Consider the following 17,735-nt stretch of genomic DNA (forward strand, 5'->3'; position numbering starts at 1 on the left):
CCCCTCCGGGCCGCCCGGGGCGACCGGGAGGGCCGGTGAGAGACTCCTCACAACCCGGCCGTTCCCGAGCGCCGGGCGACCCGCCGGGGTGCTCCCGGGCGGGCGCGCCGGTCACATGGCCGTATGAAGTCCACGCAGCCGATGAGCGATGAGTGTGATGTCCTCCAGCTCCCCCGTGGCCACATCGATGACGAGCTTGTAGGCGTCGTCCTGATCGACCCCGGCCATATCCGTGCCGTTCACATCAAGAAAGACCACGGTGCACATCCACGCCATGCGCTTGTTGCCGTCCACCAGGGGATGGTTGATGGCGAGCGACTGGAGCAAGGAGGCAGCCTTCTCGAACAGATCGGCGTACGCCTCGATCCGGAACATCTGCGACTGCGGCCGATGGACAGCGGAACTCAGCAATCCGAGGTCACGGACAGTGACCTGTCCCCCGCAAGCGATCTCCGCGAGATCCAGGGCCTCCTGGACCGTCAGGTACTTCACTCACTCCCCCAGGCGCCGCAGCAGCTCGGAATGGCGCGTGGCGTACTTCGCCCCCAGACGGCGGACCGTCTCCCGATCCGTCTCCTGCTCCAGATAGCGATCGATCGCCTGAAGCACTATGGCGTGCATGCTGCGCCCCTCCTCCTCGGCGCGCGCTCTGAGGGCCTCTTGCTGATCGTCCCGAAGACGCAGGTTCATTGCCATACCAAAACGGTACTACTCATGGGGTCACTCCGGTACCGCAGCGGGCTCCGGCGCCCTCAGCCGCGTCGCCACCCACGCTCCCAGCAGCGCCACCACCGCCATCGGGACGAAGACCGCGACGAAGGCCACCGGGCGGGACTCGCCCGCCGCCGTGGCCGCGTGACCCGCGACCGAGCCGCCGCCGAGCGCGGCGAAGGCGGCGCCGCCCGCCGCCAGCAGCATGATGTTGGAGAGGCCGTCGGAGATCTGGAGGGCGGCGGAGTTCGAACCCGCCTCCTCCGGGCGGGAGAGCTTCAGCAGCAGCACGCTGGAGGGTGAGATCACCATGCCCATGCCGAAGCAGCCCAGGCCCCACAGCACCGCCAGGCTCCACACCGGCACGGAGTCGATCAGTACGGCCGGTGCCCCGGCTATCGCGACCCCCGCCAGCACCATGCCGACCGACATCAGCCGCTCACGCAGGTGCTCCCACGCCGGGCGGGACTGGAGGAAGGACCCGATCGCCCAGGTCAGCCCGCCCGCCGCCAGCGAGAGCCCGGCCAGCGTCGGGGAGAGGCCGCGCTGGGTGACCAGCATCAGCGGGATGAAGGACTCCGCCGCGATGAAGGACCCGGCCGCCATGCCGCGCAGCAGCACGACCGAGGGCAGCCCGCGCGCCGCGCGGTAGGTGCCCTTCGGCAGCAGTCCGAGCACGGCCGGGACCAGCAGCGCCGCGCCCACCGCGCCCGGCAGCAGGGAGAGCCAGCGCAGATCCTGCGCCGCGTACTGGAGCAGGGCCGCGCCGAAGGAGATCCCGAGTGCCAGCCGGATGCGCCGGGCGTCGAACGCCGCCCGGGGCGCGGCGGGGTCGGCGGGCCCGGACGCCATCCTCCGTATCGCGGGGACCGCGAGCCCCAGCGGCAGCAGCACCAGGACCGGGATCCCGACGAAGACCCAGCGCCAGCCGACCGTCTCCGTGACCGTCCCGGAGACCAGGGGGCCGACGATCGAGGGGATCACCCAGCTCGCCGCGAACGCGGCGAGGATGGCGGGCCGCAGCCGTTCGGGATAGGCCCGTCCCACGACCACATAGAGCGCGACGATCACCAGTCCCCCGCCGAGCCCCTGCACCGCCCGGCCCAGGATGAACATCCACATCCCGGTCGCGACCCCCGACAGCACCAGCCCGGCCCCGAAGGCCGCGATCCCCGCCGTCAGCGGCCGCAGCGGCCCGTCCCGGTCGGACCACTGCCCGGAGAGCACCATGGCGAAGAGGCTGGTCGTGAAGTACGCGGAGAAGGCGAACGCGTACAGCCCCACCCCCTCCAGCTCCCGCGCCGCGACCGGCATCGCCGTGCCCACGGCCGTCGCCTCGAAGGCGACCAGCAGCACCACCGCCGTCGTCCCGATGGTGAGCGCCCGATAGGTCCGGTCGAGCACGGACCCCTCGGCGGCGGGGGTGACGGGCTCTGCTGGGACGGATGACAGCTCTGTGACGTCAGTGTCACGTGGGTTCTGGACGCTCATGGGCCCAGGGTAAGAGCCGTCAGCCCTGGTGACCCCTGTCGCTGGACGGTTCCCGCCATGGTCCTTCGGACCTACTCCTGTGAACGCCGTGTGGCGGTCACATTGCACACCCGCCCGATCCCTTGAACGCCCCCGCCGCCCCGCCTACGTTCATCACAGCAAGCACGACGCACCACGCATCACGCAAGAGCACGCAGAGCACAACAGAACAGCACACGGCCGTGTGCCCGAGTGGTTGAGGGACTCGCCTGCAAAGCGAGTTACACGAGTTCGATTCTCGTCACGGCCTCTGTCTCCATCCGAGCCCGTCTCCTTCGTCTCCGTACGCGTGTGTACGGAGACGAAGGAGACGCGCCACACACCTCGCCCCGGCACCGGCTTCGGTGTCGCGCCTCACGCGCCCCACCCGCCCGGGTCTCACACCCGCGCCTCCGGCAGCCGCCGCAGCACCTCGTCCACCGTCTCGTCCACGGTCAGCCCGCTGGTGTCCAGCCAGAGGCCCAGCCCCGGGGTCTCCTCCCGCAGCCCCCGGTCCAGCTCCGCGACCGCGAAGTGCGGGCCGTACCCGGTCTTCTCCCGCGCGGCATCACGGCGGGCCACCTCGACGGCGCTCGGCGCGAGCACCACGACATACAGCGGCCGGGTCCGCACCAGCCCGACATAGGCCGACAGCTCGGCGCCGATCACGATGTCCTGGACGATCGCGGCCATCCCGGCCGCCGCGTAGGCGTCGGCGGTCATCGCCGACAGCCGGTAGCGCAACCGCAGCTGCGCCAGGGCCTCCGTCTCGTCCGGCGAGCCCATCTCCACCCGCCCGGACACCACCATGCGGCGGAAGACGTCCCCCCGCACATGCGCGGCACGCGGCAGCCGTTCGGCGAGCGCCTGCGCGACCGTGGACTTGCCCGCGGCCATCACCCCGGTGATGAGGGTGACGGATGAATCCAGTGTGTCGGTCATCCGCCCGACGCTAGGCCGCCACCCGCCCCGCCTCAACCACGTTCCGCCCGCGCCGCCACCGACTCAGACCCGCTTCCCCCGCACCACGGCGATCGTCGCCCCGGCCCCCACCAGCACGGCCGCGCCCACGCCCAGCGCGATCCACACCCCGGCCCCGCCCTCATCGCCCCTCTTCTCCGCGACGGCCCGCGCCTCCCCCTCCGCCCCCGGCGCGGCGGTCGTCGCCACCGCCGACGGCGCCTTCGAGGCACCCGCGCCGGACGTGCCGGGCGCGTCCGGGAGGGGATACTCATCGGCCGGCCCGGGATCCCCCGGAGCCGTCAGCGCCCGCAGCGGCCGCACCGACCCATACCCGACGAGATCCGTCCGGGCGTCCCCGCTCTTCGCCTTGCCCGCCGTGTTGAGCAGCACCCGCAACACCTGGTTGTTGGTCCACCCCGGATTCTTGGACCACACCAGCGCGGCGGACGCGGAGGCGAGCGCGGTGGCGTTACTGGTGCCGTCCCCGTCACAGAGCTTGGTGGGACCGCACGCGGCGAGCACCTTCACCGCCGGAGCCACGAAGTCCACCTGCGGCCCGGTCTGGGACCTGCTCCAGTGCTGGCCTTGCCGGTCGACCCCGCCGACACCGATGACGCCGGGGGTGGCGGCGGGGTACTCGACCGCGTTCCCCTGGTGCCCACTGTTACCCACAGCGGCGAAAATCAACTTGTTCTTGCCGAGCGCGTACGTGACCGCCCGACCGAGTTCAGGAGAGTCCGCCTTCTGCTGCCCCATCGATACGTTGATGATGTGCGCTGGCGAGTCAGCAGCGAAACGTATCGCCTCGCTCATGTCACGTATGAACGTGTCCGTCGACTCCAAGCCCACCGATTCTTTACTCGCATAAGGCATCCGTATCGGAAGAATCTTCACGCCCGGCGCCAACCCGAACGATCCCGTCTGGGCACCCCTGGCGCCCGTCCCCGCGATCTTTGCCGCTATGCCTGTGCCGTGGTCGGCGATGTCGTTGTTCTCATCACCGGCGAGCTCCGAGAAGTCTTTGCCCCCCGCCAGTACCTGCCCTCGGAGATCCGGGAGCGTGTCATCAACACCCGAGTCGATGACCGCGACCGTCACTCCTTCGCCCGTACTGATCTTCCAAATCTCGTTCGCCTTCATGGCGTCGAGGTGCCACTGGTCCGACCGCACGCTGTTCGCGTGGGCAGGGGTAGCGGCGACGCCTGCCAGCAGCAGTCCCAGCACCCCCGAGACCAGATGGTGACGGGGGCGGGTCCGTATGTGACGGGAAGGCATCTACTGTCCTTGACCTGTTTCTTCGGGTGGGTGTCAGTCGATCACAGGCGGCACGATCTTGCGGTTGCGCTGCTGCCAGGTCTCCTCGTCCTCGGTCAGATAGTCCGGGCGCTCACCACGCTCCTCCTCGTCCCGGCGGGCGGTGGGGGTGTTCGCGGCGGCCCCGGCCATTCCGGCCCTCCCCGTCTGGCCCGCTTCGTTGCCGCGCACAAGACCCGAGCCACCGGGCGTGAAGGGACGGCCCACCGCGATACCGGGCTGCTGCGGAGCTCGGGCACCGACCACACCGCCCGTCTCGGACGCCAGTCGACGGCCGCCGTAGACACCGCCCTGGGCACCACCGCCGACGGGCGCGCCCCCGTACATGCCCGGCGTGCCAACCGGTCCGCGTCCCACCTGGCCCCGCATCCCCGTGGTGCCCTCGGCACCGATCACCGTGCCCCGCGGAATGACGCCCGGTGTACGTCCGCCACCCGGGCCACCAGGAGCCTGCGGGACGGGACGTCCGCCGACGATGCCACCCTCGGGGCGGGGTCCCATCGGGGCGCGTGGGGCCACGGTTCCACCGCCCTGTCCGGCCGGTACCACGCCCTTGCCCTGAGGAACGGGCTTGCCCCCGACAGTGCCACCCCCACCACCGATGCCCACCGGAGAGACCGGCCCGGGGACCGGGCCAGCCGGAACGGGACCGCCGCCGTCGGGCCGCGCTCCAGGCGACGCCGGTCCGGGGGCGGGAGCCGTCGGGGCCTCGGGCACCATGACGCTGTCGATTCCCAGATCGACCGTCGGCTCCGGCCGGTTCGGGACCGGACCTGCGGGACTCACCGGGGTGACCACCGTCGGAGGCGTCTCACCGGGGATCGCGTGAGGCCCGCCGTCCTGCGGGGGACGGACCACCCCCGCGGGCTCCATGGCACGCGGCTGCGGCGTCCCGTAGGGCGCCCCATAGGAGGTGCCGCCCGTTCCGCCACCGCCGCCGTAGCTCTCGTACTGGCCGTAACCGCGACTGGACTGGTTCTCCCTCCAGCGGTCACCCAGCAGACTCGCCGGAGGCGGAAACGTCGGCGGCTCCAGCTTGTTGATCTGCTCGCCCGACTGTGTGTACGTCTGGCTCAGCTTGCGGAGCTTGTCCACGCTCGCCAGGCGGGCCGACTCCATGTCCGCCCGCGCGAGGTCCATGTCGTCGCGGGCGTCGGAGGCCGCGTTCTTGGGGGCGTCCGGGTCGTGTACGGCGGCGAAGTGGGTGGACTTGGCGGTGCCGAAGCTGGACTCGGCGGAGGAGGCGGACTTCATCAGGTCGTCCAGGCCGGTGCGCGCCTCGGTGATGGCCTGGACGACATCGTCCATCCACTTCCCGGCCTGTTCGGAGTAGTCGCCGAGCCTCAGGGTGGCGTTGGCGGTCTGTCCGGCCCAGTCCTTGAAGGCGTCCGCGCCCTCGCCCTCCCACCGCACGAGGGCGACCCGCACCTTGAGGTCGTCGCCGATGTCCTTGAGGACCGCCGCCGCGCTCTTCAGTCGCTGGGCGACGGTCTCGGCCGTGGTCTTGTTGACTGGTGTGAGCAGGGCGAACAGCTGCTCCTGCGTCATGGATTCGAAGGGCGTGCTGCCTTTGGACGGCTTACCCATGGTTCTTCACCCCCGTGTGCGAACACCCGCTCATGACAGGTCGACCGAGCCTTCGGAGCTCTGCGGCGGCGTGGCCTTCGGCTGCTGGTTCACCGCCGCGTTCGGGTCGCGGCGTTCGTCGTACCGTGCCGCGATCTGGGTGTTCAGCGCCTGCATCTGCGCCTTGATGTCGTCGTCGATGTTCTGGTAGCCGGTCTGGGAGGCCTGGATGGCGAGCTTCATGCTCTCTATCTGGAGACCGAGCGTCTTGGACAGGTTCTGGAGTTCCTGGTGGACCACGTGGTACGACGCGTAGAGGAACTCGGCCTCCTGGAAGCCCGGCCCGCCGAGGCTGGCCTTGTCCAGACGGTCTTCGGCGACCTTGCCGTGGTGGGCGTCGGAGGACGCGAAGTCCTGCAGGAGTGTGTCGACGCTGCTCTTGAAGCTCTCCATCTCGGTGAGCTCGACCAGCAGGTTGGCCGCCCCCGCGACCGCCGCCGCCATACCGCCGAACCCTGGGATCAACCCCAGGGCCGCGAGCGGCGCTTGACCGGTGCCCTCCGTCACGAACGCCTCCCCGTTGGCATACGTACATACATCCGTAGACCAATCACCTTACCGATCGGCACTGACAGCCCGCACCTTCGGAAGGCGGGGCGAACGGGGGACGGAAGGCTAGGAGTTGGCGGGCGCGACGGCCGCCTGAGGGCGGATCGGGAGGCGGTTGACCGGGCGTCCGGTGGCCGCGCGGACGGCTCCGGCGACGGCGGCCGGGGAGGTGACGACGGGGGCCGCGCTCGCCGCTTTGGCCCCGAAGGGGGCGACGACGTCGCGTTCCTCGATCAGCTGGACGATACGGATGTCGGGGGCGTCCAGGGAGGTCGGCAGGGCGTAGCCGGTCAGGTCCGGGTGGCGGACCAGGCCCCGCGCGGTGCGCAGGTTCTCGGTGAGGGCGGTGCCGACGCCGAGGGTGACGCCCGCCTCGATACGGGTGGCGAGCTGGGCGGGGTTGAGTACCCGGCCGACGTCCTGGGCGACGGCCATCTCGACCACGCGGATCGAGCCGAGTTCGATGTCCACGTCGACGACGGCACGCACGGCGCAGAAGGCCATGCCCACGAAGGCGTCGCCCTGTCCTGACTCGTCCAGGGGCTCGGTGGGGTGGGGGCGGCACTGGGCGGTGGCCCACAGTTCCTTGCCCTCCATGGCCTCCATGACGGTAGTGGAGAGGACCCCGTCATACGAGGTGATCTTGCCGTCGGCGATCTGGAGCAGCTCGGTCGACATGCCGAACTTGTGCGCCAGGGGCTGGAGCAGCTGGGTCCGCACCATCTTGGCGGCGCGTTCGACGGCGCCGCCGGAGACCCAGGTGTGGCGGCCGTGGGCGGCGGGCCCGGCCGGGGGCTGGTCGGTGTCGACGGAGGCCACATGGACCTCTTCGATACCGAGGGTCTCCTGGACGATCTGGCGGGCCAGGGTGGAGAAGCCGGAGCCGGTCTCGACGGCGGCGCAGATGACGGTGGCGACCCCGTCGTGGACCTTGACCGTGGCGGTGGAGACCTCGTCGGTGCCTTCGGCGCCGAGCATATGGACCATGCCGAGGGCGTAGCCGACGCCCCGGCGCACCGCGCTGGGTTCGCCCGCGCCCTCGGGGCCGCCGGGCAGGAGCCAGTCGTCCTCGGGCGCGTCCTTGGGGAGCGGGGGAAGGGGATAGTCCCGTACCGCCTGGAGGAGTTCGGCGACGGGCGCGGGGCAGGTCACGGTCTGGCCGGTGGGCAGGAGGTCGCCGGTGGCCAGGGCGTTGCGCAGACGGATGTCGGTGGGGTCGACGCCGAGTTTGGCGGCGAGCTTGTCCATCTGCGCCTCGTAGGCGGCGCAGACCTGCATGGCCCCTTCGCCGCGTACATGGCCGGAGGGGGGGTTGTTGGTGCGGACGGCCCAGCCTTCGATGAAGGCGTGCGGGACGACGTACGGACCGCAGGCGAAGGCGACGGCGGCGGCGAGCGACTCGGCGGAGGAGTCGGCGTACGCGCCCGCGTCGAGCAGCAGCTGTGCCTCCACCTTGACCAGCCGTCCGTCGGTGTCGGCGTGGTGGCGGTAGCGCAGCAGGGTGGGGTGGCGGTGGGCGTGGCCGAGGAAGGACTCCTCGCGGGTGGCGGTCAGTTTGACCGGGCAGCCGGTGCGCAGCGCCAGCAGTCCGAGGGGGATCTGGAAGCCGGGGTCCTCACGGTCGCCGGTGGCGCCCGGGATGCCGGTGACGACGACCTTGACCCGCTCGGGTTCGAGCCCGAAGCAGGCGGCGGCGAGATCGCGGTCGGTGTGCGGGTCGGTGGCGGCGACATACAGTTCGACCCCGCCGTCGGGGCGGGGGACGGCGAGTCCGGCCTCGGCGCCGATGGGCGCGGGGTCCTGCCGTCCGATGCGGTAGAGGCCCTCGACGACGACGGCGCCGGTGGCGTCCGGGTCGCCGTAGCGCAGCGGGATATGGCGGATCAGATTGCCGTCGGGGTGCAGCGGTTCGGCCGCGAACGCCTGCTCGGGGTCGGTGACGGGCTCCAGCACCTCGTACTCGACCAGGATCGCGGCGGCGGCGAGCCGGGCGGTGTCGGGGTGGTCGGCGGCGACGGCGGCGATGGCCTCGCCGTGGTGGCGCACGACGTCGGCGGCGAAGACCGGCCGGTCGGCGATCCGCCGTCCGTAGGAGGTGTCCCCGGGGATGTCGCGGTGGGTGACCACGGCGCGGACGCCGGGCATCTCCAGCGCGTCGGAGGTGTCGATGGAGAGGATCCGGGCGCGGGGGTGCGGCGAGCGGTGGATGGCCGCCCACAGCAGGCCCTCGGCCCAGAGGTCGGAGGCGTAGGGGAAGGTGCCCTCGGTCTTGGCCCGCGCGTCGGCGGGGGGGAGGGACGCTCCCAGGCCCAGGGTGGGGATCGGCTGCTCCTGGCCGGGCGTACCGGCCGGCCGGGGCGTCGCGGTGGTGGCCGCGTCGTTGCTCACGCCATGCCTCCGTCATGCGGGTGGGGCTGCACACTACCCGCACCGGGAGGCGCCTGGTGCGGGATACGGGCTTCGGGGCCGGATTCGGCGCCGGGCGCCGTCTCGGCGAGGGCCGCCGCGCTGGCCTCGCGCCGCGCGACGACGTCGCGGACGGCGTCGAGGACGCCCCGGTAGCCGGTGCAGCGGCAGAGGTTGCCGCAGAGGGCCTGGCGGGTCTCCAGCTCGGAGGGGTTGTGGTTGCCCTCCAGCAGGTCGTGGACGGTCATGGCCATGCCGGGGATGCAGAAGCCGCACTGCACGGCTCCCCGGGCGGCGAGGGCGCGCTGGACGTCGGAGGGCTCGCCGTCGGTGGCGAGTCCTTCGACGGTACGGATCTCGGAGCCCGCGGTCGTCGCGGCGGGCACCAGGCAGGAGGCGACGAGCCGCCCGTCGACCTGGACGTTGCACGCGCCGCACTCGCCCTGCGAGCAGCCGTCCTTGGCCCCGGCGAGCCCGAGCCGCTCCCGCAGCACGTAGAGCAGCGATTCGCCGATCCATGCCTCGGTGACGGGGCAGTCGGTGCCGTTGACCTTCAGGACGTAGGAGGTGGCGGGGTGTTCGTCGGCGGGGGTGTGGTGCTCTTCCCCACCGTCGGTGGCAGCGGTGTGATCGGTGTCGGTCGCCGTCTCCGCCGGGGCGGGTACGGAATCCTCCCCCGGTTCCGTCGCCGTGGCCGGTACGGGATGGGCGGCGGCCCCCTCGGGAGCGGCGCCCTCCGCGGCGGGGACGGTGTCGGCCGTCTCGGCGGCGGGGGCGTGCTCGACCGGCGGTTCCGGAGCGGGTACGGGGGCGGGGGCGTCGTTCCCGGCCCCGGCGGGAGCGGCGGGCACGGCGTCGGACTGCTCCGCCGAAGCCACCGCAGCCACCGCAGCCTCAGAAACCTCGGGAGCTACGGGAGCTACGGGAACCTCAGCGGCCTCCGCGGCCTGGACCACGGCGCTCGCCGCCTCGTCGGCGGTGGCGGCCCCCGGGCGCCCGGCACCCTCGGCCACGACGGCAACCACCTCAGGGGCCTCAGCCGCCTCAGCGACCTCCGTACCGGCCACGGTCACGGCCCCGGCGGCGTTCTCGACGCGCTCCGGAGGCACGGGAACAGCCTCGTCCGCACCGGGGCCGACGGGCTCCCCCGCCTGGCCCGGCGACCGCGGCTCACGCTTGGGCTCCGGCGGCGCCTGGGTCGCCCAGGGCGCGGGCGCGCCTCCCGGCAGCGTGGCCGGGGCGTCCGCTGCCCAGGGCGCGGTGGCGCCGCCGGGCAGGGTCGCGGGCGCCGTGCCCCACGGGGACGGCAGCTGCGCCTGGAGCGTGGACGACGTGTACTCGCCCGTCTCGTCGGGCAGATCGCCCCCCGCGACCGGGATGGTCCACTGGCCCGTCACATCGGCGGCGGGCGGCTGCGCCGCGCCCGCCGGGACGTACGGGTGCCCGCCGTGCGGGGAGTCGAGGTACGCGGGGACAGACTGGCCCGCGTGTTCTGAGTGGTCTGCGTGGTCTGAGTGGTGCGTCTCGCGCCGGTCGGCCTCCGCGAAGTCCCACTGGACCGTGTCGTGCGGACCGCCCGACTCCGTACCGGCCGCCGGGTGGTTGCCCTGGTGGGTCAGCGGCGCCGCGCCGGGCGCGCCGGTCGCGTCCTCAGCGGACGACAGCGGCGTACCCGGCCAGAGCTGGTCGCCGGGGGCGGGCTCGGGCCAGAGGTTCGCCGGGGGCTCCGCGGCGGGGGTCAGCGGCAGGATCATCGGCGGTACGTAGCCGTGCCCGGGCGCCTCCAGGGGCGCGCCGTGGGGCGCGTCCGGCGAGTCCGCCGCGCTCGGGGGGATGTGGACGAACGCCGTGGCGTCGTGGTCGTAGTCGCCCTGGGGGGTGGGCTGCCAGCCCCCGTGCTCGGGCGTGTGGTGGCCGGGGCCCTCCTGCTGGTGGGCCCCCGGGTTCTCCTGGTTGGTCATGACAGCGCCCTCCCCAGCGCACGCCGGGCCAGTACGGCGACGGTGCGCCGCAGATGCAGGACGGCGGGCGGATGGGCCGGCCGCTCGTCGGAGCCCGGCAGGGGCTCCGGGTCCGGGATGCACGCGGTCGCCACGTACTCGCCGAAGGCGGTCAGCGCCTCCGGCGCGAGTACGCGCCCGCCGTCCCAGTCGATATGGGCGGCGATCCACTGCTCCGCCTCCAGGGGGCGCAGCGGCATCGGCGCTATGGCGCCCACCGCGCACCGCACCCCGCGCCGCGCCGGGTCGAGCACGACCGCGACGGAGGCGGTGGCGCGGCCGGGTCCGGTGCGGCCGGTGGCCTTGAGGAAGACCTGGCGCGCGTGCAGCAGCGGCACCCGCACATGGCCGATGAGTTCGGCCGGTCCGAGCATCTCGCGACCGGCGAGCAGATGGGCGACGGGCAGTTCGCGGCGGGTGCCGCCGGGGCCCGCGATGACCAGGTCCGCCTCCAGGGCGGCGAGGACGGGCAGCGCGTCGCCCGTGGGGGCGTTGCTGGCGATGTTGCCGCCGAGGGTGCCCGCGTTGCGGATCTGCGGCGGGCCCGCGGCGCGCGCGGCGGCGGCGAGCGCGGGGATGAGGGCGGCGAAGTCGGGTCGGCCCATACGGGCGTGGGTGAGTCCGGCGCCGAGGAGGGCGTGGCCGTCCTGGTAGCGCCAGCCGCGGATCTCGCTGATCCGGCCGAGGCCGACGAGTCCGGCGGGCCGCAGTTGGCCGCGGTTGACGGCGGCCATCAGGTCCGTGCCCCCGGCGACGGGGACGGCGGCCGGCATCGCGGTGAGCGCGTCGACGGCCTCGTCGAGTGTGGTCGGCAGCGTCACCGACCGCGGTGTCTGCGGTGCGTGCGTGGTCACCTAGCTGCCCCTTCCCGGTGTCCGGCCATCCCGCCCGTGTTGCCGTACCGTACGTGCTCACGGCGTGGACGTGGCAACTCTGGCACATCTTCGGGGCGGACCGGCGGGAGGGTCCACGAAGGACGCATCCACGAGGGATGCGCCCTTACGCGGTTGATGACCCGCTTTGTCATCCCCGCCGCGCCACGCGCCGATTGACACGTTTCAAGGCCCTTGTACGGGTTCTTCCCGAAGACCGTTCAACGGTGCCAGAGACGGGGACGGCGGACACCGGAAGGCGCCCCGGGCTCACCTGTTCGGAGGCGCCCCCTCGCGCGCGAAGCCCGCGATACCGGGGCGCTTCTGCCACGGCAGCGGACCGGCGGGCGGGCGGTAATCCACCCCGAGCGCGTCCAGCCGGGCGTAGTGGGCGCCCATCCGCCGCTCGAAGTCGGCGAAGTCCCGCTCGGGCGAGGCGGGCAGAGCGGACCAGGCGACCTCGGCGAAGGCGGCGAGCCGGGGGAAGACCTGGTAGTCCATCCGGGCGCGGTCGTGGATGACCTCGGTCCAGACATTGGCCTGGGTGCCGAGCACATGCGCGGCGGCCTCCGGCGAGAGCGTCGGCGGCACCGGCTCGAACCGGTAGACGTCCTCCAGGGTGCGGACATAGCCGATCGGGATCGGCTCGTCCTCGTGGCCGTCCTGACGGTGGTCCAGGTAGACATGCTCCTCGGGGGCGATCACGACGTCGTGTCCGGCCTCGGCGGCGGCGATCCCGCCCGCGTAACCGCGCCAGGACAGCACGGTGGCGCCGGGGGCGAGCCCGCCCTCCAGGATCTCGTCCCAGCCGATCAGCCGCCGTCCCCGCTCGGCGAGCCAGCGGTCGAAGTGGCGGATGAACCAGGACTGGAGCTCGTCCTCGTCGGCGAGGCCGAGTTCACGGATGCGGGCCTGCGCGGCCGGGGACTGCTTCCACTGGTCCTTGGGGCACTCGTCGCCACCGATGTGGATGAAGGTGGACGGGAAGAGGCCGAGGACCTCCTCCAGTACGCCCTCGTAGAACCTCAGGGTCTCCTCGGTGGGCGCCAGCGTGTGGTGGCTGACGCCCCAGGACTCCCAGGGGGTGAGCGCCGAGGTGTCGACCACGTCGGTGTTGCCCAGGTGCGGATAGGCGGCGATGGCGGCCTGGGAGTGGCCGGGGAGGTCGATCTCGGGGACGACGGCGATATGCCGTTCGTGGGCGTAGGCGACGATCTCGCGGATGTCGTCCTGGGTGTAGTAGCCGCCGTGCGGGCGCTCGTCCCACAGCGGCGAGGCGCGGTGGCCGAGCTTGGTGCGCGGGCGCCAGGCGCCGACCTCGGTGAGCTTGGGGTGGCGCTTGATCTCGACCCGCCAGCCCTGGTCATCGGTGAGATGGAAGTGGAAGACGTTCAGCTTGTGGGCGGCGAGCAGATCGAGATAGCGGAAGATGTCGCTCTTGTGGGTGAAGTGCCGCGCCACGTCCATCATCATTCCCCGCCAGGCGAACCGGGGGGTGTCCTCGATGGTGACGGCGGCCAGTTCCCAGGTCCGGGGGCCGCCCACCGGCACCCGGCGGAACGCGTCGGGCCCCAGCAGCTGACGCAGGGTCTGCGCGCCCCAGAAGAGTCCGGGCGCGCCCCCGCCCTCCAGGATGACGGCGGCGGAGCCGTCGCCCGGCTGGACGGTGAGCCGGTAGCCCTCGGGGCCGAGCCGGTCGCCCAGGTCGGCGCTGATCCTCAGGGCGATGCCCCGGGAGCCGTCCCCGGGGAGCAGGGGGAGTCCGGTGGCGGCGCCGAGCGTGGTCCGCAGCCAGTGCGCGGTGGCGTCGGTGCCGGGTCCGGCGTCGAGGGTGGTGGCGGCGTCGAGGACGACCCGGCCGGACGCGGCCCCGCGGTCCTCGACGGTGTCGGGCTGGGGAATCAGAACATCGGTGAAGTCACTCGTGTCACTGCTGTCCCGGTTACTCATGGGTGCGGCCTTTCGATCGCGGAACGGGGTGGGATTCTCTGGTCGTCGGCCTCGATACGGTACGACCGGGTCGAACCGGCCTTTACGGACGGGGGTCGCCCATCCGGCCAGCCGGGTCGAACCGGCCTGGAGCGGGCGGATCGCCCACGGGGCGCGTCGACGGAAGCGCCCCGGCGACGGCTCACCCTGGGCGGATCGCCGAGGGAGAAGAACCGCTCATATGCCCGCCCTTCTCAGTTCCCCCCGGCGACGGCTCGGCCCCGGGGAGGAAACCGAAAACGGCGCCGGGGCCGGTGACCACGGGATTCATCCGTCATCACCTGCCCCGGCGCCGTGCACGTCAGTCCTTGACGGCGCCTCCGAGCCCGGAGACGAGCCGCCGCTGAACCAGCACGAAGAAGATCAGCACCGGGATGGTCATGATGGTGGAGCCCGCCATGATCCCTCCCCAGTCCTGCTCGTCGGGCTTGAAGAAGACCAGCAACGCCATCGGCAGCGTCGACTGCGAGGTGTCGCTGATGATGAAGGACTTCGCGAAGAGGAAGTCGTTCCAGGTGTGGATGAAGGAGAAGACGCTGGTCGCCACGAGCCCGGGGAAGACCAGCGGGAAGAGGATCTGCCACAGGAACCGGGTGCGGCTGGCCCCGTCGATGTAGGCGGCCTCCTCCAGCGCCTCGGGGACCGCCTTGACGAACCCGCGCAGCATCCAGATCGCGAACGGCAGGGTGAAGGCGATATGCGGCAGGATCAGCGCCCAGAGGGTGTTGAGCTGACCGGTGTCGCGCATCAGGAAGAACAGCGGGATCGCCAGCGCCTCGATCGGCACCATCTGCGCCACCAGGAACATGATCAGCAGCGTGGTGCGGAACTTGAACTTGAACCGGGTCACCGCGGTCGCCGCCAGGAAGGCGATCAGCGCCGACGCGATCACGACCGCCCCGGCGACCAGGATGCTGTTCAGGAAGTACCGCCCGAACTCCTGCTGCTCGAAGACGCGGCGGAAGGAGTCCAGGGTGGGCGAGAACGTCCACGGCTTGGGGTTGGTGGACTGGATCTCCCCGGCCGGCTTGAAGGCCGACAGGACCATCCAGTACAGCGGGAAGGCCACGATCACCGCGATGACGACGGCGGAGACCTCGGCGGCCAGCCGCCAGGGGCGTTGGATGCGCAGGGCGCTCATACGGCTCACAGCTCCTCTCCCTGGCGGCGGATCATGCGCAGATAGACGAGGGTGACGGCGAGCAGGATCAGCAGCATCACGACGCCGATCGCCGAACCCAGGCTGTACTGCGAGGACGCGAACGCCTTCTGGTAGGCGTAGACGTTGAGGACCATGTTCTGGCCCGCGATGCCACCGCCGTTGGTCATCACATAGATCTGTGTGAAGACCTTGAAGTTCCAGATGATCGACTGGATGGTCACCACGACCAGGATCGGGCGGAGCATCGGCGCCATCACCGAGCGCCACGTCCGCCACTGGGAGGCGCCGTCGAGCGAGGCGGCCTCCAGGACCTCGGTCGGGATGGCCTTGATGCCCGCGTACACCGTCACCATGACGAACGGGAACGAGCACCAGACGACCTCGAAGAGGACCAGCGCGAAGGCGCTGTAGCGCCCGTAGAGCCAGGAGTAGTCACCGATCCCGAGGATCCGGTTGACCGGCCCGTAGTCCGGGTCGAAGAGGAAGACCCAGACCGTGGAGCCCGTGATGGCGGGCGTGGCCCAGGCGCCGAGCGCGGCCAGCATCAGCAGCAGCCGGGGCACGGCACGGATCCGGGTCAGCAGCACGGCGAGCGCGCAGCCGACCGAGAGGGTGCCGATCACACACGCCGCGGCGAAGAGCAGCGTGGCGAGCAGCACCTCCCAGAACTGCTGGTCGGAGAAGAGCTCCTGGTAGTTGCCGAAGCCCTTGAAGGTGGTGGGTTCACCACCGCTGACCTGGGCCTGGGTGTACTCCAGGGTGGAGATCAGACCCAGCTGGTAGATCGGGTAGACCAGCAGCGCGGCGAGGAAGACGAGGGCGGGGAGCAGATAGAGCCAGGGCGTCCAGTTGCCGCGCTTGCGGCTGCTGGGCGCGTCCCGGCCCGGGGGCGCGGCGGGCGCGGCCTTCGGGGAGGCCGCACCCGCCTCGGCGACGGTTGCGTTCTGCGACATGTCGTCCGGCCCGCTGGTCTCAGCCCGCGGCCGAGAAGGCCGCGTCCATCTTCGCGGCCGCCTCGTCCGACGCCTTGGCCACGTCCTTCTTGCCGCTGACGATCTCCTGGAACATGGTGGGCAGCACCAGGGAGGCGTCGATCTGGCCCCAGGCCGGGGAGACGGGGACGAACTTGGTCCCGGCCGAGAGCGTGTTCACGAACGGCACGACGAACGGGTCCTTCTTCGCCACCTCGGCCTGCACGTCCTTGAAGGTGGGCAGGAAGCCCATGGCCTCGAAGAGCTTGCGCTGGCTCTCCTTGCCGGTGAGGTGCTTCACCAGGTCGAACGCCAGGGTCCGCTTGGTGGTGCTCTTCAGCACGCCGATGTTGCCGCCGCCCGCGAAGGCGGGGGCGATCTGCCCGGCGGCGGTGCCCGGCAGCGGCACGACGGCGTACTTGCCCTTCGCCGCGCCCGCGTCGACCGCACCACGGCTGAAGTTGCCGCCGATGGCCATGGCCGCCTTGCCGGAGGCGAAGGCCGTCACGGTGGCGTTGCCGCCCATGGAGGCGCACTTCGCGGCGGGACAGTTGTCGTCCTTGAAGAGCGAGGTGTACGCCTCGATCCCCTTGCGGGTCTCGGCGGAGTTGATGGCGGACTTGTAGGTGTCGCCGGACTTCTTGGCGATGTCACCGCCGTTGGCCCACAGGAACGGCATCGCGCCGTAGGTGTAGGCGCCGCCGACGGCGATGCCGTACAGCTCCGGCTTGGCCTTGCGGATCTTCTTGGCGGTGGCCGCGACCTCGTCCAGCGTCTTGGGCACCGGCAGCTTGAGCTGCTGGAAGACATCGGTGCGGTAGTAGAGCGCGCGGATGCCCACGAAGAAGGGGGCGCCGAAGACCTTGCCGTCGACCGAGGAGCCCTGGGTGGCGGTCGGGTCGGCGTCCTTGGTCTCGTCCCAGGCCGCGAACTCCTTCGAGATATCGAGGAGACCGCCGTCCTTGACATAGCCCGCCGTGTCGGTGTTGCCGAACTCGACGATGTCCGGGGCGCTCTTCGGGTCGTTGAAGGCGGCCTTGATGCGCTGTGCGCGGGTCTCGATCGGGATGTACTCGATCTCGACCTTGGCGTCCTTGTGCTGCTTGGTGAAGGCGGCGACCGCCTCGTCCACGACCTTCTTCTTGGGGTCGTTGCCGACCTCCTGGAAGAGCCAGACGCGGAGCGTGCCGGACTTCTCGTCCTTGTCGGAGCCCTTGTTGGTCGTCTGGGGGGCGCAGGCGGTGGCGGTGAGACCCGCCAGCACGAGTGCCGCCATGGGGGTGGCTATGCGGGAGCTGAGCTTCATCGGCGGTCCCCTACCTATCCGTTGCAGCATCTGCAACGTACGTTTCGTGCTGCACAACACGTCGGAGGCTAAAGCCGGTTAAACCCCGGGACAAGAGGTCTCAACCACTCTGTGACCGGCCGATGCATCCTGTGCAACGACGCCACACGCGTCACACCGATCAGCCACAACGGGACCACCGGGGAGTCACTCGACCGCCGCGTACGGTGACCACCCCACGACAACCGGACGCCCCGCCTCCGATCGGGTCCGGGCCGGGTCCCCGTCACCCGGGAGGCGCCGACGGCGTACGGGAGGTTTCCTCGCGCGCCACGGCCGCCCGGCAAACCACAGCGGCCCCGTGGGGCGCGCTCATCT

At 71.5% G+C, this 17,735-nt stretch carries 14 protein-coding genes and 1 tRNA gene; 1 reads left to right on the top strand and 14 read right to left on the bottom strand.

Annotation, left to right across the window (positions count from 1 at the left end):
* Positions 1-111 precede the first annotated feature (111 nt).
* From ACFVIM_RS07890 to ACFVIM_RS07900, 3 genes are read right to left on the bottom strand one after another with little or no spacing between them, the layout of a single operon-like run.
* Positions 112-492 (bottom strand): type II toxin-antitoxin system death-on-curing family toxin, encoded by a 381-nt coding sequence (locus ACFVIM_RS07890; RefSeq protein WP_384299781.1) that lies wholly within the window; start codon positions 490-492, stop codon positions 112-114.
* Positions 493-690, bottom strand: coding sequence for an Arc family DNA-binding protein (locus ACFVIM_RS07895; protein ID WP_384299794.1), 198 nt, complete (start codon positions 688-690; stop codon positions 493-495). It lies immediately after the preceding gene.
* A gap of 30 nt (positions 691-720) precedes the next feature.
* Positions 721-2,202 (bottom strand): MFS transporter, encoded by a 1,482-nt coding sequence (locus tag ACFVIM_RS07900; RefSeq protein ID WP_384299782.1) that lies wholly within the window; start codon positions 2,200-2,202, stop codon positions 721-723.
* Positions 2,203-2,419: 217 nt separating this feature from the next.
* On the opposite strand from ACFVIM_RS07900, the gene ACFVIM_RS07905 reads away from it, so the two are divergent.
* Positions 2,420-2,491: transfer RNA gene (locus ACFVIM_RS07905), tRNA-Cys, on the top strand.
* A gap of 128 nt (positions 2,492-2,619) precedes the next feature.
* Here ACFVIM_RS07905 and ACFVIM_RS07910 read toward each other — a convergent pair.
* From ACFVIM_RS07910 to ACFVIM_RS07960, 11 genes are all read right to left on the bottom strand, one after another.
* Positions 2,620-3,162, bottom strand: a complete 543-nt coding sequence (locus tag ACFVIM_RS07910; protein ID WP_384299783.1) for an AAA family ATPase — start codon at positions 3,160-3,162, stop codon at positions 2,620-2,622.
* A 63-nt stretch (positions 3,163-3,225) separates the two neighbouring features.
* Positions 3,226-4,407 (bottom strand): type VII secretion-associated serine protease mycosin, encoded by a 1,182-nt coding sequence (gene mycP, locus ACFVIM_RS07915; protein ID WP_384299784.1) that lies wholly within the window; start codon positions 4,405-4,407, stop codon positions 3,226-3,228.
* 84 nt (positions 4,408-4,491) lie between these two features.
* Positions 4,492-6,084 (bottom strand): WXG100 family type VII secretion target, encoded by a 1,593-nt coding sequence (locus ACFVIM_RS07920; RefSeq protein ID WP_384299785.1) that lies wholly within the window; start codon positions 6,082-6,084, stop codon positions 4,492-4,494.
* A 30-nt stretch (positions 6,085-6,114) separates the two neighbouring features.
* A complete protein-coding gene (locus ACFVIM_RS07925) occupies positions 6,115-6,567 on the bottom strand; it encodes a hypothetical protein (RefSeq protein WP_384299786.1) in 453 nt (150 codons plus the stop codon).
* Between the two features lie 171 nt (positions 6,568-6,738).
* Positions 6,739-9,060 carry a xanthine dehydrogenase family protein molybdopterin-binding subunit gene (locus tag ACFVIM_RS07930; RefSeq protein ID WP_384299787.1) on the bottom strand — a complete coding sequence of 774 codons (2,322 nt, stop codon included), beginning with the start codon at positions 9,058-9,060 and terminating at the stop codon, positions 6,739-6,741.
* Entirely contained in the window at positions 9,057-11,039 is a 1,983-nt protein-coding gene (locus ACFVIM_RS07935) for a 2Fe-2S iron-sulfur cluster-binding protein (RefSeq protein ID WP_384299788.1), read from the bottom strand. Before ACFVIM_RS07935 ends, ACFVIM_RS07930 begins: the two co-directional genes overlap by 4 nt.
* Complete coding sequence (locus ACFVIM_RS07940) at positions 11,036-11,932, bottom strand: FAD binding domain-containing protein (RefSeq protein ID WP_384299789.1); 897 nt, start codon at positions 11,930-11,932, stop codon at positions 11,036-11,038. The genes ACFVIM_RS07935 and ACFVIM_RS07940 overlap by 4 nt, the downstream gene beginning before the upstream one ends.
* 288 nt (positions 11,933-12,220) lie before the next feature.
* Positions 12,221-13,900: a beta-N-acetylhexosaminidase gene (locus ACFVIM_RS07945; RefSeq protein ID WP_384299790.1), complete on the bottom strand. Its 1,680-nt coding sequence runs from the start codon at positions 13,898-13,900 to the stop codon at positions 12,221-12,223.
* Between the two features lie 340 nt (positions 13,901-14,240).
* Entirely contained in the window at positions 14,241-15,080 is an 840-nt protein-coding gene (locus ACFVIM_RS07950; protein ID WP_384299791.1) for a carbohydrate ABC transporter permease, read from the bottom strand.
* Between the two features lie 5 nt (positions 15,081-15,085).
* The gene (locus tag ACFVIM_RS07955; RefSeq protein ID WP_384299792.1) at positions 15,086-16,054 is read right to left on the bottom strand and encodes a carbohydrate ABC transporter permease; all 969 of its coding nucleotides are present in this window, start codon (positions 16,052-16,054) and stop codon (positions 15,086-15,088) included.
* Positions 16,055-16,073: 19 nt separating this feature from the next.
* The gene (locus ACFVIM_RS07960) at positions 16,074-17,378 is read right to left on the bottom strand and encodes an extracellular solute-binding protein (RefSeq protein ID WP_384299793.1); all 1,305 of its coding nucleotides are present in this window, start codon (positions 17,376-17,378) and stop codon (positions 16,074-16,076) included.
* Positions 17,379-17,735 lie beyond the last annotated feature (357 nt).

Origin of the sequence: Streptomyces sp. NPDC057638 (assembly GCF_042800315.1) — a bacterium.
Lineage (GTDB): Bacteria > Actinomycetota > Actinomycetes > Streptomycetales > Streptomycetaceae > Streptomyces.

Excerpts from the sequence above, each read along its gene's own strand:
- ACFVIM_RS07895 (WP_384299794.1), bottom strand. The coding sequence starts at position 690 with ATGAACCTGCGTCTTCGGGACGATCAGCAAGAGGCCCTCAGAGCGCGC.
- ACFVIM_RS07900 (WP_384299782.1), bottom strand. The coding sequence starts at position 2,202 with ATGAGCGTCCAGAACCCACGTGACACTGACGTCACAGAGCTGTCATCC.
- ACFVIM_RS07910 (WP_384299783.1), bottom strand. The coding sequence starts at position 3,162 with ATGACCGACACACTGGATTCATCCGTCACCCTCATCACCGGGGTGATG.
- ACFVIM_RS07920 (WP_384299785.1), bottom strand. The coding sequence starts at position 6,084 with ATGGGTAAGCCGTCCAAAGGCAGCACGCCCTTCGAATCCATGACGCAG.
- ACFVIM_RS07925 (WP_384299786.1), bottom strand. The coding sequence starts at position 6,567 with ATGGCGGCGGCGGTCGCGGGGGCGGCCAACCTGCTGGTCGAGCTCACC.
- ACFVIM_RS07935 (WP_384299788.1), bottom strand. The coding sequence starts at position 11,039 with ATGACCAACCAGGAGAACCCGGGGGCCCACCAGCAGGAGGGCCCCGGC.
- ACFVIM_RS07945 (WP_384299790.1), bottom strand. The coding sequence starts at position 13,900 with ATGAGTAACCGGGACAGCAGTGACACGAGTGACTTCACCGATGTTCTG.
- ACFVIM_RS07950 (WP_384299791.1), bottom strand. The coding sequence starts at position 15,080 with ATGAGCGCCCTGCGCATCCAACGCCCCTGGCGGCTGGCCGCCGAGGTC.
- ACFVIM_RS07955 (WP_384299792.1), bottom strand. The coding sequence starts at position 16,054 with ATGTCGCAGAACGCAACCGTCGCCGAGGCGGGTGCGGCCTCCCCGAAG.
- ACFVIM_RS07960 (WP_384299793.1), bottom strand. The coding sequence starts at position 17,378 with ATGAAGCTCAGCTCCCGCATAGCCACCCCCATGGCGGCACTCGTGCTG.